Annotated in this window: 20 protein-coding genes; 15 read left to right on the top strand and 5 right to left on the bottom strand. The window is 59.9% G+C overall.

Annotated elements, in window-relative coordinates:
• Position 1: 1 nt before the first annotated feature.
• The 7 genes from nthA to rpsU all read left to right on the top strand — a co-directional run bounded on the left by nthA (position 2) and on the right by rpsU (position 3,984).
• Positions 2–619 carry a nitrile hydratase subunit alpha gene (gene nthA, locus ACD590_RS27125; protein ID WP_018245356.1) on the top strand — a complete coding sequence of 206 codons (618 nt, stop codon included), beginning with the start codon at positions 2–4 and terminating at the stop codon, positions 617–619.
• A 9-nt stretch (positions 620–628) separates the two neighbouring features.
• Entirely contained in the window at positions 629–955 is a 327-nt protein-coding gene (locus ACD590_RS27120; protein ID WP_018245357.1) for a nitrile hydratase accessory protein, read from the top strand.
• 165 nt (positions 956–1,120) lie between these two features.
• Positions 1,121–1,309 carry a CbtB domain-containing protein gene (locus tag ACD590_RS27115; protein ID WP_027686794.1) on the top strand — a complete coding sequence of 63 codons (189 nt, stop codon included), beginning with the start codon at positions 1,121–1,123 and terminating at the stop codon, positions 1,307–1,309.
• Positions 1,310–1,322: 13 nt separating this feature from the next.
• A complete protein-coding gene (locus ACD590_RS27110; protein WP_168320200.1) occupies positions 1,323–2,048 on the top strand; it encodes a CbtA family protein in 726 nt (241 codons plus the stop codon).
• 1 nt (position 2,049) lies between these two features.
• A complete protein-coding gene (locus ACD590_RS27105) occupies positions 2,050–2,313 on the top strand; it encodes a hypothetical protein (RefSeq protein ID WP_439003825.1) in 264 nt (87 codons plus the stop codon).
• Between the two features lie 71 nt (positions 2,314–2,384).
• Positions 2,385–3,410 carry a GlxA family transcriptional regulator gene (locus ACD590_RS27100; RefSeq protein ID WP_439003824.1) on the top strand — a complete coding sequence of 342 codons (1,026 nt, stop codon included), beginning with the start codon at positions 2,385–2,387 and terminating at the stop codon, positions 3,408–3,410.
• A gap of 334 nt (positions 3,411–3,744) precedes the next feature.
• Entirely contained in the window at positions 3,745–3,984 is a 240-nt protein-coding gene (gene rpsU, locus ACD590_RS27095; RefSeq protein WP_018444470.1) for a 30S ribosomal protein S21, read from the top strand.
• A 145-nt stretch (positions 3,985–4,129) separates the two neighbouring features.
• On the opposite strand, the gene ACD590_RS27090 is transcribed toward rpsU, so the two are convergent.
• Positions 4,130–4,522, bottom strand: coding sequence for a limonene-1,2-epoxide hydrolase family protein (locus ACD590_RS27090; protein ID WP_018517424.1), 393 nt, complete (start codon positions 4,520–4,522; stop codon positions 4,130–4,132).
• Positions 4,523–4,634: 112 nt separating this feature from the next.
• On the opposite strand from ACD590_RS27090, the gene ACD590_RS27085 reads away from it, so the two are divergent.
• The 8 genes from ACD590_RS27085 to ACD590_RS27050 all read left to right on the top strand — a co-directional run bounded on the left by ACD590_RS27085 (position 4,635) and on the right by ACD590_RS27050 (position 10,854).
• Complete coding sequence (locus tag ACD590_RS27085) at positions 4,635–5,549, top strand: LysR family transcriptional regulator (RefSeq protein WP_439003823.1); 915 nt, start codon at positions 4,635–4,637, stop codon at positions 5,547–5,549.
• Positions 5,550–5,962: 413 nt separating this feature from the next.
• Positions 5,963–7,312 carry an NfeD family protein gene (locus ACD590_RS27080; RefSeq protein WP_439003822.1) on the top strand — a complete coding sequence of 450 codons (1,350 nt, stop codon included), beginning with the start codon at positions 5,963–5,965 and terminating at the stop codon, positions 7,310–7,312.
• A 28-nt stretch (positions 7,313–7,340) separates the two neighbouring features.
• Positions 7,341–8,105: a slipin family protein gene (locus ACD590_RS27075; RefSeq protein ID WP_018245368.1), complete on the top strand. Its 765-nt coding sequence runs from the start codon at positions 7,341–7,343 to the stop codon at positions 8,103–8,105.
• Between the two features lie 201 nt (positions 8,106–8,306).
• Complete coding sequence (locus ACD590_RS27070; RefSeq protein ID WP_439003821.1) at positions 8,307–8,573, top strand: type II toxin-antitoxin system ParD family antitoxin; 267 nt, start codon at positions 8,307–8,309, stop codon at positions 8,571–8,573.
• Complete coding sequence (locus ACD590_RS27065; protein ID WP_018245370.1) at positions 8,570–8,866, top strand: type II toxin-antitoxin system RelE/ParE family toxin; 297 nt, start codon at positions 8,570–8,572, stop codon at positions 8,864–8,866. Before ACD590_RS27070 ends, ACD590_RS27065 begins: the two co-directional genes overlap by 4 nt.
• Before the next feature lie 589 nt (positions 8,867–9,455).
• Positions 9,456–10,031: a dihydrofolate reductase family protein gene (locus ACD590_RS27060; RefSeq protein ID WP_439021000.1), complete on the top strand. Its 576-nt coding sequence runs from the start codon at positions 9,456–9,458 to the stop codon at positions 10,029–10,031.
• A 248-nt stretch (positions 10,032–10,279) separates the two neighbouring features.
• Positions 10,280–10,558 carry a type II toxin-antitoxin system ParD family antitoxin gene (locus tag ACD590_RS27055; protein WP_018517194.1) on the top strand — a complete coding sequence of 93 codons (279 nt, stop codon included), beginning with the start codon at positions 10,280–10,282 and terminating at the stop codon, positions 10,556–10,558.
• Between the two features lie 2 nt (positions 10,559–10,560).
• Positions 10,561–10,854, top strand: a complete 294-nt coding sequence (locus ACD590_RS27050) for a type II toxin-antitoxin system RelE/ParE family toxin (protein WP_027686897.1) — start codon at positions 10,561–10,563, stop codon at positions 10,852–10,854.
• Between the two features lie 237 nt (positions 10,855–11,091).
• On the opposite strand, the gene ACD590_RS27045 is transcribed toward ACD590_RS27050, so the two are convergent.
• From ACD590_RS27045 to ACD590_RS27030, 4 genes are all read right to left on the bottom strand, one after another.
• Complete coding sequence (locus ACD590_RS27045; RefSeq protein WP_439003819.1) at positions 11,092–11,391, bottom strand: putative quinol monooxygenase; 300 nt, start codon at positions 11,389–11,391, stop codon at positions 11,092–11,094.
• A 63-nt stretch (positions 11,392–11,454) separates the two neighbouring features.
• Positions 11,455–12,051 (bottom strand): isochorismatase family cysteine hydrolase, encoded by a 597-nt coding sequence (locus tag ACD590_RS27040; RefSeq protein ID WP_439003818.1) that lies wholly within the window; start codon positions 12,049–12,051, stop codon positions 11,455–11,457.
• A 26-nt stretch (positions 12,052–12,077) separates the two neighbouring features.
• Positions 12,078–12,752 carry a glutathione S-transferase family protein gene (locus tag ACD590_RS27035; RefSeq protein ID WP_439003817.1) on the bottom strand — a complete coding sequence of 225 codons (675 nt, stop codon included), beginning with the start codon at positions 12,750–12,752 and terminating at the stop codon, positions 12,078–12,080.
• Between the two features lie 29 nt (positions 12,753–12,781).
• Entirely contained in the window at positions 12,782–13,540 is a 759-nt protein-coding gene (locus ACD590_RS27030) for an SDR family NAD(P)-dependent oxidoreductase (RefSeq protein ID WP_439003816.1), read from the bottom strand.
• Between the last annotated feature and the right edge of the window lie 132 nt (positions 13,541–13,672).

The raw sequence follows: 13,672 nt of genomic DNA, 5'->3' as shown, positions 1-13,672 counted from the left end.
AATGATGGACCGTTTTCACTATCGCCAGGACCGGGAAGCCTACAGCGCCGCCCGCGTCAAAGCCCTGGAAGCCCTGCTGATCAAAAAGGGCGTGATCACCGACAAAACCGTCGATACAGTCCTCGATTTCTTCGAGACAAAGATGGGGCCGTTCAACGGCGCCAAGATCGTCGCGCGCGCCTGGGTCGACCCGGCGTTCAAGGACAGGCTCGTCGCCGACACGCCGAAGGCCATCGCCGAACTTCAGTTGCCCGAGGGCATGGCGGGTGCCGAGGGCGAACACATGCGCGCGGTGGCCAACGCCCCCCATGTCCATAACCTCATCATCTGCACGCTTTGCTCCTGCTATCCGTGGCCGGTGCTCGGCCTGCCACCCTACTGGTACAAGGACCCGACCTTCCGCAGCCGTGCCGCCCGCGAGCCGCGCGCCGTACTGACGGAGTTCGGGCTGGCGGTTCCCGATGCGGTCGAGATCAAGGTCTGGGATTCCAGCGCCCAGATCCGCTGGTTCGTCGTGCCGGAACGCCCGGCCGGCACGGACGGGCTTTCCGAAGCGGAACTCGAGGCCCTGGTCACGCCCGAAGCGATGATGGGTGTCGCCGTCGCCAGGGCAGCGTGAGGAGGGGACATGCTGACGCAATTCGAGCATTTCGCCGTCACCGAGATGATGGGCAGCACCGACAACCCGCCGCGGGCGAACGGCTCGCTCTGCTTCGGCAGCGAGTGGGAGCGAAAGGCCTTCGGCATGGCGCTTGCGCTCGCCAAGGACGGCTTCTTCGAATGGGACGACTTCCGCGACGAGCTGATCAGCACGATCAGCGCCTGGGAAGCGGCCCATCCAGTCGATCGATCCTCCTGGAATTATTATGACCAGTTCCTGGCCGCCCTCGAAAAGGCCGTGGCGAAATCCGGCGTCATCGACGCAGACGAGATCAAGGCCGCCTTCGCGGCCTGATCACCATAGAGCGCCGCGCGTCCCGCAGGACGCGCCAAGGACGTTCTATCACTTTGAATTGGCGCATGATCCTTTCCGAAATCGATTCCGATTTTCGGGGTTATGCGCTGGCCCTTCAGTCAACATGTTATCGGCGCCAAAGGCGCCATGTCGAAAGGTTTTCCGATGTCCACGCCCTATATCGTCTCATCCTCGGCACCTGTTGCCACCGCTTCCGCCACGAGGCTGCTTCAGTCGGCGATTGCCGCCTGCCTTGGCCTCATGATCGTCGGCTTTGTCGGCTTCTCGCATATCGAAATCGTCCACAATGCTGCGCATGACACGCGCCACGCCAACGCGTTTCCGTGCCACTGAGAGGAGAATGACAATGTCGCTGTTTCGCTCGATCGTCTTCACCGCGGTGCTCGTCGGCAGTATCGTCGGAACCGCTGTCACGGCCGTCCAGTTCTTCGGCACGAGCCAGCTCATCGCCAAGGCTGAAGTCTACGAGAAAGCGGGTGAGGCACTGCCGGCGGCAGGCGCCGCAGCCGCTATTCCCGCCGGACACGATCATGCGGCGATGGCCGCTCATGACCATGAAGAGGGAGGTTGGGAGCCGGCCGACGGCGTCGAGCGGACGGCCTTCACGCTGGCCGCCAATATTCTCACTGCCATCGGCTATGCGCTGGCGCTGACCGGGCTGATCTCGATGCGCGGCAAGTCGCTCGGCTGGCGCGAAGGGCTGATGTGGGGGCTGGCGGGTTTTGCCTGCGTGATGATCGCGCCGTTGCTGGGATTGCCGCCCGAACTGCCGGGCACGCCATCCGCGCCGCTTGCCGACCGGCAGGTCTGGTGGATAGCGACGGCGGCTGCGACGGCTTGCGGCCTCGCCCTGATCGCCTTTCACAGGAAGCCGTGGACGGCGGTCGCCGCCATCGTGCTGATCGCGGCTCCGCATGTGATCGGTGCGCCAGCCGCGCCAGAGGGCCGGCATGCGCTGGCTCCGGAAGCGCTCGAACATCAGTTCATCGCCGCCGCAGCCATGACCAGCCTCGTCTTCTGGGCGCTGCTCGGATCGCTGACGGGCACGTTCTTCCGGCGTTTCGAGGCATAGGGTGGAAGAGTTGCACCTGACATGGCGCGAGGATATCGACGCGCAGCAGTTTGACGCCGGCAACGGCGGCCACTGTTTCGTCCACCGGTTTGCGCTGCGGACATTGCTCGGCGCCAGGCCTTCGCCGGACGAATGCCTCGCCTTCGCCAGGCGTAACGCCCCTGCGTTGCTCAGTGCCGCCCGGCAGAGGATCGAGCCCGGCGAGGCACCGGCACAGCGGAATTTTCATCTCGACAGCCGGCAGATCCGCCGCAGCCTTTCGTAAGCTGGCAGGCTAATTGCATGGATTGAACATGCGGGCGTTTCCGGATCCGCATCGCAACAGGGGTCAAGGCAATGCGCGTTGTTATTCTTTCCCCGCCCGGGGTCCAGTCTCTGGATATCGTCGGTCCCGCCGAAGTCTTCTGGGAAGCCGCCCGAAGGCTTGGCGACACGGATGCATACGACATACAGATCATGTCGACAGGAGCGGCGTCCGTCAACGGAACGGGCAAACTCCGGTTCCTCGCCGACCGGACGATCTTCGACCCGGACGAGCCGATCGACACGCTGCTTGTCGCTGGCGATCCGTCGTTCCAGACGATCGATCCCGAGGTTATCGCGTGGCTGCAGCGGCGGGTGCCGACGGTCCGGCGCTTCGGGTCGATCTGTACCGGCGTGTTCCTGTTGGCGGCTGCGGGGCTGCTCGACGGAAAGAACGTAACGACGCATTGGGAATGTGCCGGCAAGTTCGCCAGGGACTTTCCGGCAATCGATCTCGATCCCGATGCGATCTATATTCGCGACGGTGCACTCATAACGGCTGCGGGCGTCACATCGGGCATCGATCTGGCGCTCTCGCTGGTCGAAGAAGATCACGGGCGCGATGTCGCGATGATCGTTGCCCGCTACATGGTGATGTTCATGAAGCGTCCAGGCGGACAATCGCAGTTCAGCGCCCATCTCGTCGGCCAGATGTCGGAAACGACGCTGATCCAAAAGGCGCAGGAATATGTGCTGGCAAACCTCGGCGCTCCGCTCGCTGTAGATGATCTGGCGCAGAAAATCGGCATGAGCAAACGCAATTTCGCCCGGGTGTTCCGCCGCGAGCTCGGCATGACGCCAGCGGATTTCGTCACGGCGGCGCGAACCGACGCTGCCCGCCGTCTGCTGGAGGATACCGCCCAGCCGCTGCAGAAGATCGCCGCCATGTGCGGCTTTAGCGACGTCAATGCGATGCGCCGCGCCTTTGCGCGAACGATCGGAGTGAGCCCTAACCACTATCGTGGCCGCTTTCAACGTTCCGCGCCTGCCGGTATCGAACGATCCAAGTATATGGTTTATGAGACCCGCCAGCCGCGCCGACAGGAGCTGCGATTGTAATGGACGTTCATGCCCTGATCCCCGAAAACTGAAGGGGGACTCTCAGGTCAGAGGAAAATCCCTGCGGATTCGGTTGTGATCTTGCATCCGAAACTTACGCAACGAGACCAATCACCGTTGGCGTTTCTCATGCGCAGCGGCCTGACAAAACCTAGCTCTTGAGAGGATAGGAACTTCTGACCCGCCAATCGCGGGCAGAGCTTACTCTAGCCATTTGCGACCGTGCTTTTGAAAGCGGTTGCGACAGAGAATCTAGACAAACTGTCTTCCAAGTCTTGATCATCAATGTGCATAGATCTAATGAGGCGCGCGTCAGTGACCTTGGGAGTTTAGAATGCAAGTTATGGTACGTGACAATAACGTTGAGCAAGCGCTCCGTTTTTTGAAAAAGAAGTTGCAGCGCGAGGGCGTTTTCCGGGAGGCCAGACTTCGGGAGCGTTTTGAAAAACCCTCCGAAAAACGTGCTCGTGAAAAAGCCGAGGGTATCAGGCGTGTCCGCAAGCTGGCTCGCAAAAAACTTGAGCGGGAAAGCGGTATCTCGGTCCCCAAAAAGGCGAGAGCTTCCGCTCGCTAGCAGGGATCGGGCGACGAATGTTTCGTCTGTCGACGATAGGACTTTCTCGTGCCCGAGATGTCCTTTGCGCGAGGGCGCACGGCTGCGCCCCGGGGCTGGAAAGGCCCGGCGGAGGGTGATGTGTTTATGGACTTGGCTCTGCTGCTTAGAGTTTGATCTGCGACAGCTGCCGGTCGAAATCACCTGCGTCGAAATAATCGCGCCACACGGTAATCTTCCCGTCAACCACCGTGATGGTCCCCATGACGGGGAGCGTAATGGTACCACCACTCTGGTGACGAAAGATGTCAACACGTTCGTTCAGGACGACGTTGCCGTCTGCCGCGATCGCTTTCACCTGCCAATCCAAGGTGAATGCGGTACCGATGCCGAACTCCTTGTGGAACTTCGCGACGGCGTCAGCGCCGACGATATTAGGGAGCGGGACGTTGTCGTAGACAACGTCGGAAGCGAGCATTGCCAAGGCCTCGTCGACGCGATTGGCATTCCAGTGGCCGAAAAACGTCTTGGCGATCTCAATTGGTGTAGAGTCTGGCATTGATGTCTCCATTGCTTTCGGCGCTGCAGTTCATTTCGAATAAGCATCAAGAGGTCGCTTGAGAAGCCGATGAAACTCGATATGTTTTATCGGACTTTCCGATGGGGCTGGTATGAAAGACGTTTCGCTTGAGCGCCTAAGGGCATTTGTCGCCGTAGCGGAGCAGGGAGGCCTTTCAGCGGCCGGACGCTTCCTCGGCAAGGCGCAGTCGGCGGTCAGCGAGGCCGTCATAGCCACGGAGTCGCAACTTGGTTATGCCCTATTCCGGAAGAATGGTAGGCGCACCGAACTGACTGAACATGGCAGGGCATTGTTGCCGGACGCTAAGGCTGCGCTCGATGCAGCCGATGCGTTCAGAGCCAAGGCGGCGAACTTTCAGGGTCACATTGAAGCGGAACTTGCGTTCGCGGTGGATGTGATGCTGCCAACATCGAGACTGACAGCCGTCATAGACAGGTTCAGGCGGGAATTTCCCCGTACCGCTCTCTCGGTATATTCGGAGTCGCTCGGATCGACATTGCAAACCGTCTGGGACAGCCAGGCTTCGTTTGCGGTCATTGGCACCTTGCCCGACGCGCCCTCCGAATTCGTGACGACACCGCTTTGCGACATACCCATGTGTCTCGTCGTCGGAAGTAGCCATCCTCTCTCAATGGAACGAGAGCCAATCACGCATTCGGCGTTAACTCAGCACAACCAGCTTATAATATCAGACAAGACTTCTCGATCAACTGGGCGATCTTTCGGGGTGTTTTCGCAGAAGGTCTGGCGGGTGGCCGACCTGGGCTCGAAACAGGAATTCCTGCGTGCTGGCCTCGGGTGGGGGTTGATGCCAGTCCATCTCGTCGAAGAGGATTTGAAGACAGGACGCCTCCGGAGACCTCGGACCGAAGTTGAGAATTCACCGGATGGGTGGAAGCCAATACCCCTGTCAATTGCTTTTAAGCGATCACGCCCGCCTGGGCAGGGTGGGAGGTGGATGATCGACAATCTCATAAGCGAGTTGGCGTTACCTATAACTGATTGACAAAACGCGAAAGCCCGAAGAACGAAATGGGAGATTGCCCTGTCACCTGCCAAATAGGCCGGCGCGACGGAGGCCGGGCCACCAAGGTCATGGCTGAGGATATGGAAGCGTTCAACACCTTCGGCGTCCATCGGTTCAATCATGTCCTGCGCCATCGTGCTCGGCTCTAACCGCCGAGCGGCTTTTTTTTCGCTATCGGCGAACCCTCGGAGGTCCGAGACCTGCTCTGTCGCAGCGCTAACTGATCACATGCGGATGGGATTGTGCTGCGGGGGGACGCTTGCAATGTTTCTAGCCGCGCTTGACTGGCGCAGAGAAAAGACTTGTCTCTTACCGTTTCGCAGTTCTGCCATATATTTCAGAATATGAGAGTCCGGCGGACGATTGTGTGGCGTTTGGAGCTTTGGCGGTGGATGCCGTCAATCCTTGCTTTGCTGCTGACGTTGTTCTCGGCTTTGGGCCTGGCGACGCCCGCATCTGAAGCTGAGCGTGTCGCCATAGTCCTGAAGATGAACGGGGCGATTGGCCCGGCGACGGCCGACTATGTAAGACGCGGCCTTCAACGGGCCAATGAACGTGGCGCCAGCCTGGTTGTCCTGCAGATCGACACGCCCGGCGGTCTCGACACGTCGATGCGCGACATCATTCGTGCGATCCTTGCCTCCTCGATACCGGTCGCGAGTTTCGTTGCACCCAGCGGAGCACGAGCCGCCAGCGCCGGCACCTATATTCTTTACGCAAGCCATATCGCGGCAATGGCACCAGGCACCAATCTGGGTGCGGCGACGCCAATCGCACTTGGCGGCCGACCATCCGATGGTGACCGAAACGACAGCCCTGATACGACCGGCAAGCAGCGGCAAGTGCCGCGCGATGCCGGCGAGGCAAAGGCGATCAACGATGCGGTGGCCTATATCCGCGGTCTTGCGGAACTGCGTAATCGCAACGCCGACTGGGCGGAGCGCGCCGTGCGCGAGGCCGCGAGCCTTTCCTCCGCCGCAGCTCTGCGTGAGAAGGTCATAGATTTCTCGGCGGCCGATATAAACGATCTCCTCGCACAGGCGCAGGGCCGGGTCGTGCGGGTCGGTCAAACGGATGTCCGGCTCGAAACATCGGGTCTAATCGTCCAGGAACTTGAACCGGACTGGCGAACCCGCCTGCTTTCGGTGATCACCGATCCGAACATCGCGCTGATCTTGATGATGGTCGGTATCTACGGCCTGATCTTTGAATTTCTGACGCCCGGGACGCTGGTGCCGGGAACGATCGGCGGCATCTGCCTGCTGCTTGGTCTCTATGCTCTGGCCTTGCTGCCGGTGAGTTTTGCGGGCCTCGGGCTGATCATTCTCGGCGTGGGTCTGACGGTGGCCGAGGCGCATTCGCCGTCCTTCGGCGCACTCGGCGTCGGCGGCGGCATCGCACTGGTGCTCGGCGCTACCATCTTGTTCGACACGGACATACCCGGGCTTAAAGTTTCCTGGTCGGTGCTTGGCGCAATCGCCGTCGCCTGCCTCGCTCTTAGCCTTGTCATTGCCCGTCTCGCCTTCATCTCGCGCTGGCACGATGTCGTCACCGGCGGCGAGCAGATGATCGGAATTTCAGGCAAGGTCGACAGCTGGACGGGCATCTCGGGCTTCGTCATCGCTCATGGCGAACGCTGGAAGGCCATTTCAACTGAGCCGCTTGCCGCCGGCGACCGTGTGAAAGTGACCGGCCGGGATGGGTTGACGCTCGAAGTGGTCCGCAGTTCGCAGGAGGCCTAACGGCCTTCAGAATGCAGGAGAAAAAGTCATGGGCATGTTTGCAGATCTCGCCTTCTATCTTGTGATCATCTTTATTCTGCTCGTCGTCGTCGCATCTGCGATCAAGATCCTGCGGGAATACGAACGCGGCGTGGTTTTCACGCTTGGCCGTTTCACCGGTGTCAAGGGGCCCGGCTTGATCCTGCTCGTCCCCTATGTCCAACAGATGATGCGGGTCGACCTGCGCACGCGGGTGCTCGACGTGCCCGGCCAGGATGTCATTTCGCATGACAATGTTTCGGTCCGCGTCAGCGCGGTGATCTATTTCAGGGTCGTCGATCCCGAGAGGTCGACGATCCAGGTCGAGGACTTCATGATGGCGACGAGCCAGCTCGCCCAGACGACACTGCGCTCGGTGCTCGGCAAACATGACCTCGACGAGATGCTGGCGGAACGCGACAAGCTCAACATCGACATTCAGGAAATCCTCGACGCCCAGACCGATGCCTGGGGCATCAAGGTCGCCAATGTGGAGATCAAACATGTCGACATCAACGAATCGATGATCCGCGCAATTGCCCGGCAGGCGGAAGCCGAGCGCGAGCGGCGCGCCAAGATCATCAATGCCGAAGGCGAACAGCAGGCTGCAGCCAAACTGCTTGAAGCAGCCGAAATCCTCGCCAGGCAACCCGAGGCCATGCAACTTCGTTATTTGAGTACATTGAACGTCATCGCCGGCGAAAAGACCTCGACGATCATATTTCCTTTTCCGATGGAGTTCGGCAATTTGATGCCGCCCAAACCGGACCGATGACGACGCCTGCGTTGTTTTTGCCGATGGAGCGATGGTCCTGCGGTCAAGGTGTCTTCAGCCAGATTGCTGAGGGTAGCAATGGCCGGCGCGGACAGCAGGAGAGAGAGAGAGAGAGAGAGAGAGAGAGAGAGAGAACGATCACGCTTGATAATAGTTGATAAACGACATATCTTGTCTCCATCGAAACCGATGGAGAGCAGAATGATTAGTGCCGATCTGGGAAAGCAGCTCGAAACCTATATCCAGCAACTTGTCGACACAGGTCGCTATGGCTCGAAAAGCGAAGTCCTCCGCGAAGGTGTCCGACTGGTTCAGGACCGGGAGACCCGGCTTGCCGCACTGGATGCTTCCATCATGCGCGGCATTGCCGATGCCGAGGCGGGCCGGACTAAGCCAGCGAGCGATGTCTTGGACCGGCTCGAGGCAAAGTACAGTGTGATGGCTGATCAGGCCGAAAAATCGGCATGATCCTTGAATTTTCCGACGAGGCGGAGAACGATCTTGAGCAGATTGCCGATTACATCGCATGGGACAATCCGCGCCGCGCCCTTTCATTCGTCCGGGAGCTCCGCAGCAATTGCGAAGACCTCGTCGACAGCCCCAACGGTTTCGCCCTCGTTCCCCGCTACGAGCACCATGGTATCCGCCGACGCGTTCATGGCAACTATCTGATCTTCTACCGCGTCGAGAACGCGAAGGTGATCATCGTCCATATCCTGCACGGCGCCACGGACTATGGCGCAATCCTGTTCGGCGAATAATTTAATGGGTAGATCCGGGGCGACCTCGCGCCCTAAAGCCGAGCTAAGCGGCTACCCTCGTCTCAGTGTCATCGCGCGGATCAGCCATTCCACAGTCATGCAGTTGATGAGATAGGAACCGGCCCACCTGCAGTTTTGAAGGTTTCGTGGGTACGACGCCGACGCATATCGCTGGCTAATCGACGCGCCGGCCGATTATGGACCGAAGAAGACGCTCTACAGCCGGTACTTGCGATGGGCCAAAGGCGTGGGGGGACACCGCTGCGGTTCTTTTAACTGTTCGGATCACCTCGCAGGACCGTCCGCTGGTCTCGGACGAAGATGCGCCCTATGTCGGATTACCTCCTCGACGATCCGACCCTAGCAGCGACCGGCTTCCCGGTCGCAAACGGCGAAGTCGATGGCCTCGTCCGCTCCGCCGCTCTTAGCCTCGACCCGCAGCATCCGGATCAACGCCGTAAGCCCGAAATGGCCGAGGAGTTCGGACGCATCAAAAGGCCGCGACGAGTTATTCGTTGCTCCAGATGTAGATTTGACCGCCACTCATACGTCTTGAAGGCGTAACCTCAACCGGTCACGGAGAACGCAAATGACCAAGGTCGCTTTCAATATCAGCATATCGCTCGACGGCTTCATTACCGCAGGAAACCAGACCAGGGAGGAACCACTCGGCAAGAACGGCGAATTTCTTCACGGATGGTTCTTCAACGGCGGTGCAGAGGGCGATGCATATGTGCAGCGCCTCACCAGCAATGTTGGCGCCGTGATCTGCGGGCGCAAATGCTATGACGACTCGATCCCATACTGGGACGAGAACGGGCCGACGGGGCCGTTAAAGCTGCCGCTTTTCGTCGTCACCCACCGGCCTTTACTCGCCTCGCACAGCACTGGAATCTATCACGCGGCTGGTTCAATTCCCGACGCGGTGAAGCAGGCGAAGTCGGCGGCCGGAGGCAAGGATGTGAGCCTCATGGGTGGAGCCGACGTCTTTCGCCAAGCACTGGCCGGCGGGCTTGTCGACGAAATCGAGTTGCATATCGTGCCGGTGCTCTTTGGTGCTGGGACTCGGCTGTTCGACACGATGCCCAACCTGATCATGCTTGAGCCCACCAGCATGCTCGACACGCCGCTCGCTCGGCATATCGCCTTTCGCATTGTGAAGTAAGCGAACGCAACCAGCCATGTCTGATTACTAAAGCATTTGAAACAGATAGGTCTTGTAACAGCAAGGTCGTCGGTTCAAATCCCACGCCTTGAATAGATTCGAACCTACGACCACTGGTTGGCGACTGGGACGGAATGGATAATCAATCGGCTCCCGGCGTTGTGTGCTGCTTCGAATGAAATGGTCATGACTTGCGTACGGTACGCTAATCGCATACCATTCAGCAGTAAAATCGGAGGCTGGAAACTATGGCGACGGTCGAGAAAATTACGATTGCACTGACATCCGAAATGGCGGGCTTTGTGCGAAGCGCGGTCGATGCTGGCGAATATGCATCGACGAGTGAAGCCATCCGTGATGCCGTCCGCGAATGGAAGGAGCGACGAGATTTGCTCGGCTACACCGTCGAGGATCTGCGAGCGCTCGTACAAGATGGCATCGAAAGCGGCCCAAGCTCCCGCACGACAATGGCAGAGGTAAAAGCTGCAGCGCTCGAGCGATTAAAATCTGCACGACCCGAACGCTAAGCATGCTTCCAATTATCCGAACCAATCGTGCGGACGAGGACCTGATCGAGATATGGTCCTACATAGCCATTGACAACATATCTGCGGCTGACCGTGTTCTTGACGCGATTGAAGCACGCTGGGACAATCTCGCCCGACACCCCTACTCGGGGGTTGCGCGCGACGATATCGCGCCAGGCATTCGGCATCTCGTTTCAGGTGAGTATCTGACTCTTTATCGGCTCAGTGGCAGTGCCATTGAAATCGTCCGCGTCCTGCACGGGCGCAGAAAGATTTCCTCCAAAGTGATTATATAACGGCGGGCTCGCGGTACCCCTCATATAAGATCTCGGATTGCATGCGTTTTCAGGCGTAAGCATATTTATGGAACTCTTAAGTTAAGGTTACCTTCGTTCTATGCGAGAAATAGTCGTCCAAGTATTGGGCAACCACGCCCAGATGTAAGCGACGGTTCGGCAAGCTCAACCGATGCGACTTTCGGGTAAGTCAGCTATGGGCTCGCCTCGGTAAAAGAGGCCCGGCCAACGCACCGGTCAGAGGCGGTGCGCGATGACCTCGAACACCTGCATGGCGGGCGGCCCGGCCAGAAAGGGCGCGGTCAGCGGTCGATTGGCCGCCATGTGCGGCGATGCGCGGTGCGCCTGAAGCGCGGCATCATCCTCGTAGATTTCAACGAGCGTGTAGCTGTCAGACAGAGTGGTCGACTTGAACAGTTCGTACAGGCGGTTGCCCGGTTCGTTGGCCTGTACCGCAGCCGCCTGAACGGCGAAGGCACGTTCGAATGCTGCACCGCTGTCAGGCGTGACTGCGAGTTCGACCATCAATCCAATCATCGTAGTGCCTCCGAAGCTTTGATAAACCAAGGACCGACCCTGAAAGGGCCGGGCGGTGGTAGTTCACTCGTGCGACACGAATTCCTGCGTGGTGATAGCGTTGGCGTAGAAGGGTGCGATCTCCGCCACGAAGTCGTCCTTTTGCTTGCGGGTATAGCCGGCCGACGCGTCGTAGATAACGTTGGTGTGGTAGCCGAGGTCGTGGGCATTGCGCATCGAAGACTCGACGCACTGGCGCAGCGAAAAGCCCGACAGGTAGATCTCATTGATGCGGTTGTTGCGCAAGTAGCCGTCGAGCGTGGTTCCGACGAAGACACTGCTGCCGCCGGCGCGCTCGCGAACGACATGCTCGCCTTCCGCCGGCTCGAAGCCGGGGAAGAAATCGGCCTGCTCGCCCAGGAACGCGCCATGGTCGCGCGTCATCTTACGCAGGCCGTACTTGGCCTCGCCCAGCACCTTGAAGGTCGGCTCGAACCTCAGCGCTGCGTGGATCACGTGCAGGCCACGACGGCGGGCCTCTTCGAGGATGATCTTCGAATTGGCGATCGCGGTGTCGACCTGCTCCCGGTCCTGAAACACCGGATAAATGCCGCCGGTCGGGGAGAGCCAGTCGTTGACATATTCGATCAGGATCAGCGCGCTATTGGATGGGTCGGTCATGATATCACTCCGTGGAATTCTGGTTGTTAAGCCGCGATCATTGCGCCTTGCTGGCGCAGGTGGTCGCGAAACAGGTCGGGATAGGTGTCGATCACGGCGTTCTTGACGCTGGATCGCTCGGCAAGTGCCGCGCGCCACGCCGTCACACGTGGCAGGCCAGCAAAGATCGGGTCCGCCACTTCCGGATCAATGATCCCGAAATAGCGGAACAGCGGTGCGTAGACCGCATCGACCAGACCAAAGTCCGGCCCGGCGAAATACGGGCCGTCGCCCAGTTCCGCTTCGATCTTGCTCAGCCGATCACGGAAGGCGGCCCGCTTGGCGTCGGCGGTCGCCATGTCCTTGGCGTGGAGGAACTGCCAGCCCTCCGTAAAGGTCTGGGTGGCGAATTCGATCCAGGCGCGATGCCGTGCACGCAGCAATGCATCGTCGGGGTACATCGCCGCGCCATCCTGCGTCTCGTTCAGATATTCGCAGATGACCACGCTTTCGAAGAGGATCGCCTCCTCACCGTTAAGCTGGCGCACCTTCAGTACCGGCACCTTGCCGGTCGGCGACAGGGCCAGAAACCAGTCAGGCTTGGCCGATAGATCGACGTTGACCCGGTCGAACGCCACCCCCTTTTCGAGGAGGACGATCGCGGCACGCTGGACGAATGGGCACAGCGGGTGGCTGACGAGAGTGAGGTTTTGCTCGGTCATGACGGTGTCTCGATGTGCTGGAACAGAGATCAGAGCGACTGGCCGCCCGACACGTCAAACGTCGTGCCGTTGGCCCAACCGAGATCATCGGACAGGATTGCGGCGACCGCGCCACCGATGTCGTCGGGCTGGCCGACGCGGCCGAGCGCGATATTACCGGCAACAAAGTCGTTGATATGCTTGTCGTCGCGCACGCGGCCGCCGGCGAAGTCGGTGGCGATGGCGCCCGGCGCGATCGCGTTGACGCGGATCTGACGAGCGCCCAGTTCGACCGCCATGAACTTGGTCAGCGTCTGCATCGCCGCCTTGGCGGCGGCATAGAGGCCGTAGCCCGCCATGGTCGTGCGAACAAAGCCCGAGGAGACGTTGAGGATCCGCCCGCCGTCGACGATCAGCGGCAGCAGCTTCTGGGTCAGGAACAGCGGCCCGCGCAGGTGCATGTCGACCATCTGGTCGAACTGGTCCTCGCTCGCCTCGGCGACCATTGCATAGAGGCCTTCGCCACCGTTGTTCACCAGATAGTCGAACCGGTCGACGCCAAACGTGGTCCCCAGCGTGTGGGTGACCGCCTGCGCGAAGCCGGAAAGGCTTGCCGTGTCGGTGACGTCGACCGGCAGCATCGCTGCCTTTCCGCCCAGGGCTTCGATCTCGTCGACCAGCGTCTGGGCTTCTGCGGCGCTGTTTCGGTAGGTACCGATGACGCCCACACCACGCCTGGCGAGATGCAGCGCCATGTTGCGACCGAGGCCGCGGCTGGCTCCTGTAATGAGTGCGATCTTCTGAGACATGGCTACATTCCTTGTGATTCTGATTATCGGATGGCACGCCGCTGGGGCGCCGCATTCGCTGCCAGTCAAATAGGCGATTGGTGAGTCCGGCGCCCCGCCTAATGCTCTCAATTGCTTGCCTAATTGTCTCAA

It is taken from the genome of Rhizobium sp. 862_C5_N1_2, from assembly GCF_051811205.1.
Taxonomy (GTDB): Bacteria; Pseudomonadota; Alphaproteobacteria; order Rhizobiales; family Rhizobiaceae; genus Rhizobium; species Rhizobium leguminosarum.
Note: the sequence above shows the minus strand (reverse complement) of the source record. Positions and strands in the feature narration are given on the sequence as shown.

What these genes read in the sequence shown, in the direction of transcription:
- nthA (WP_018245356.1), top strand. Translation starts at nt 2, where the DNA reads ATGATGGACCGTTTTCACTATCGCCAGGACCGGGAAGCCTACAGCGCC.
- ACD590_RS27120 (WP_018245357.1), top strand. Translation starts at nt 629, where the DNA reads ATGCTGACGCAATTCGAGCATTTCGCCGTCACCGAGATGATGGGCAGC.
- ACD590_RS27115 (WP_027686794.1), top strand. Translation starts at nt 1,121, where the DNA reads ATGTCCACGCCCTATATCGTCTCATCCTCGGCACCTGTTGCCACCGCT.
- ACD590_RS27110 (WP_168320200.1), top strand. Translation starts at nt 1,323, where the DNA reads ATGTCGCTGTTTCGCTCGATCGTCTTCACCGCGGTGCTCGTCGGCAGT.
- ACD590_RS27100 (WP_439003824.1), top strand. Translation starts at nt 2,385, where the DNA reads ATGCGCGTTGTTATTCTTTCCCCGCCCGGGGTCCAGTCTCTGGATATC.
- rpsU (WP_018444470.1), top strand. Translation starts at nt 3,745, where the DNA reads ATGCAAGTTATGGTACGTGACAATAACGTTGAGCAAGCGCTCCGTTTT.
- ACD590_RS27090 (WP_018517424.1), bottom strand. Translation starts at nt 4,522, where the DNA reads ATGCCAGACTCTACACCAATTGAGATCGCCAAGACGTTTTTCGGCCAC.
- ACD590_RS27085 (WP_439003823.1), top strand. Translation starts at nt 4,635, where the DNA reads ATGAAAGACGTTTCGCTTGAGCGCCTAAGGGCATTTGTCGCCGTAGCG.
- ACD590_RS27080 (WP_439003822.1), top strand. Translation starts at nt 5,963, where the DNA reads ATGCCGTCAATCCTTGCTTTGCTGCTGACGTTGTTCTCGGCTTTGGGC.
- ACD590_RS27075 (WP_018245368.1), top strand. Translation starts at nt 7,341, where the DNA reads ATGGGCATGTTTGCAGATCTCGCCTTCTATCTTGTGATCATCTTTATT.
- ACD590_RS27070 (WP_439003821.1), top strand. Translation starts at nt 8,307, where the DNA reads ATGATTAGTGCCGATCTGGGAAAGCAGCTCGAAACCTATATCCAGCAA.
- ACD590_RS27065 (WP_018245370.1), top strand. Translation starts at nt 8,570, where the DNA reads ATGATCCTTGAATTTTCCGACGAGGCGGAGAACGATCTTGAGCAGATT.
- ACD590_RS27060 (WP_439021000.1), top strand. Translation starts at nt 9,456, where the DNA reads ATGACCAAGGTCGCTTTCAATATCAGCATATCGCTCGACGGCTTCATT.
- ACD590_RS27055 (WP_018517194.1), top strand. Translation starts at nt 10,280, where the DNA reads ATGGCGACGGTCGAGAAAATTACGATTGCACTGACATCCGAAATGGCG.
- ACD590_RS27050 (WP_027686897.1), top strand. Translation starts at nt 10,561, where the DNA reads ATGCTTCCAATTATCCGAACCAATCGTGCGGACGAGGACCTGATCGAG.
- ACD590_RS27045 (WP_439003819.1), bottom strand. Translation starts at nt 11,391, where the DNA reads ATGATTGGATTGATGGTCGAACTCGCAGTCACGCCTGACAGCGGTGCA.
- ACD590_RS27040 (WP_439003818.1), bottom strand. Translation starts at nt 12,051, where the DNA reads ATGACCGACCCATCCAATAGCGCGCTGATCCTGATCGAATATGTCAAC.
- ACD590_RS27035 (WP_439003817.1), bottom strand. Translation starts at nt 12,752, where the DNA reads ATGACCGAGCAAAACCTCACTCTCGTCAGCCACCCGCTGTGCCCATTC.
- ACD590_RS27030 (WP_439003816.1), bottom strand. Translation starts at nt 13,540, where the DNA reads ATGTCTCAGAAGATCGCACTCATTACAGGAGCCAGCCGCGGCCTCGGT.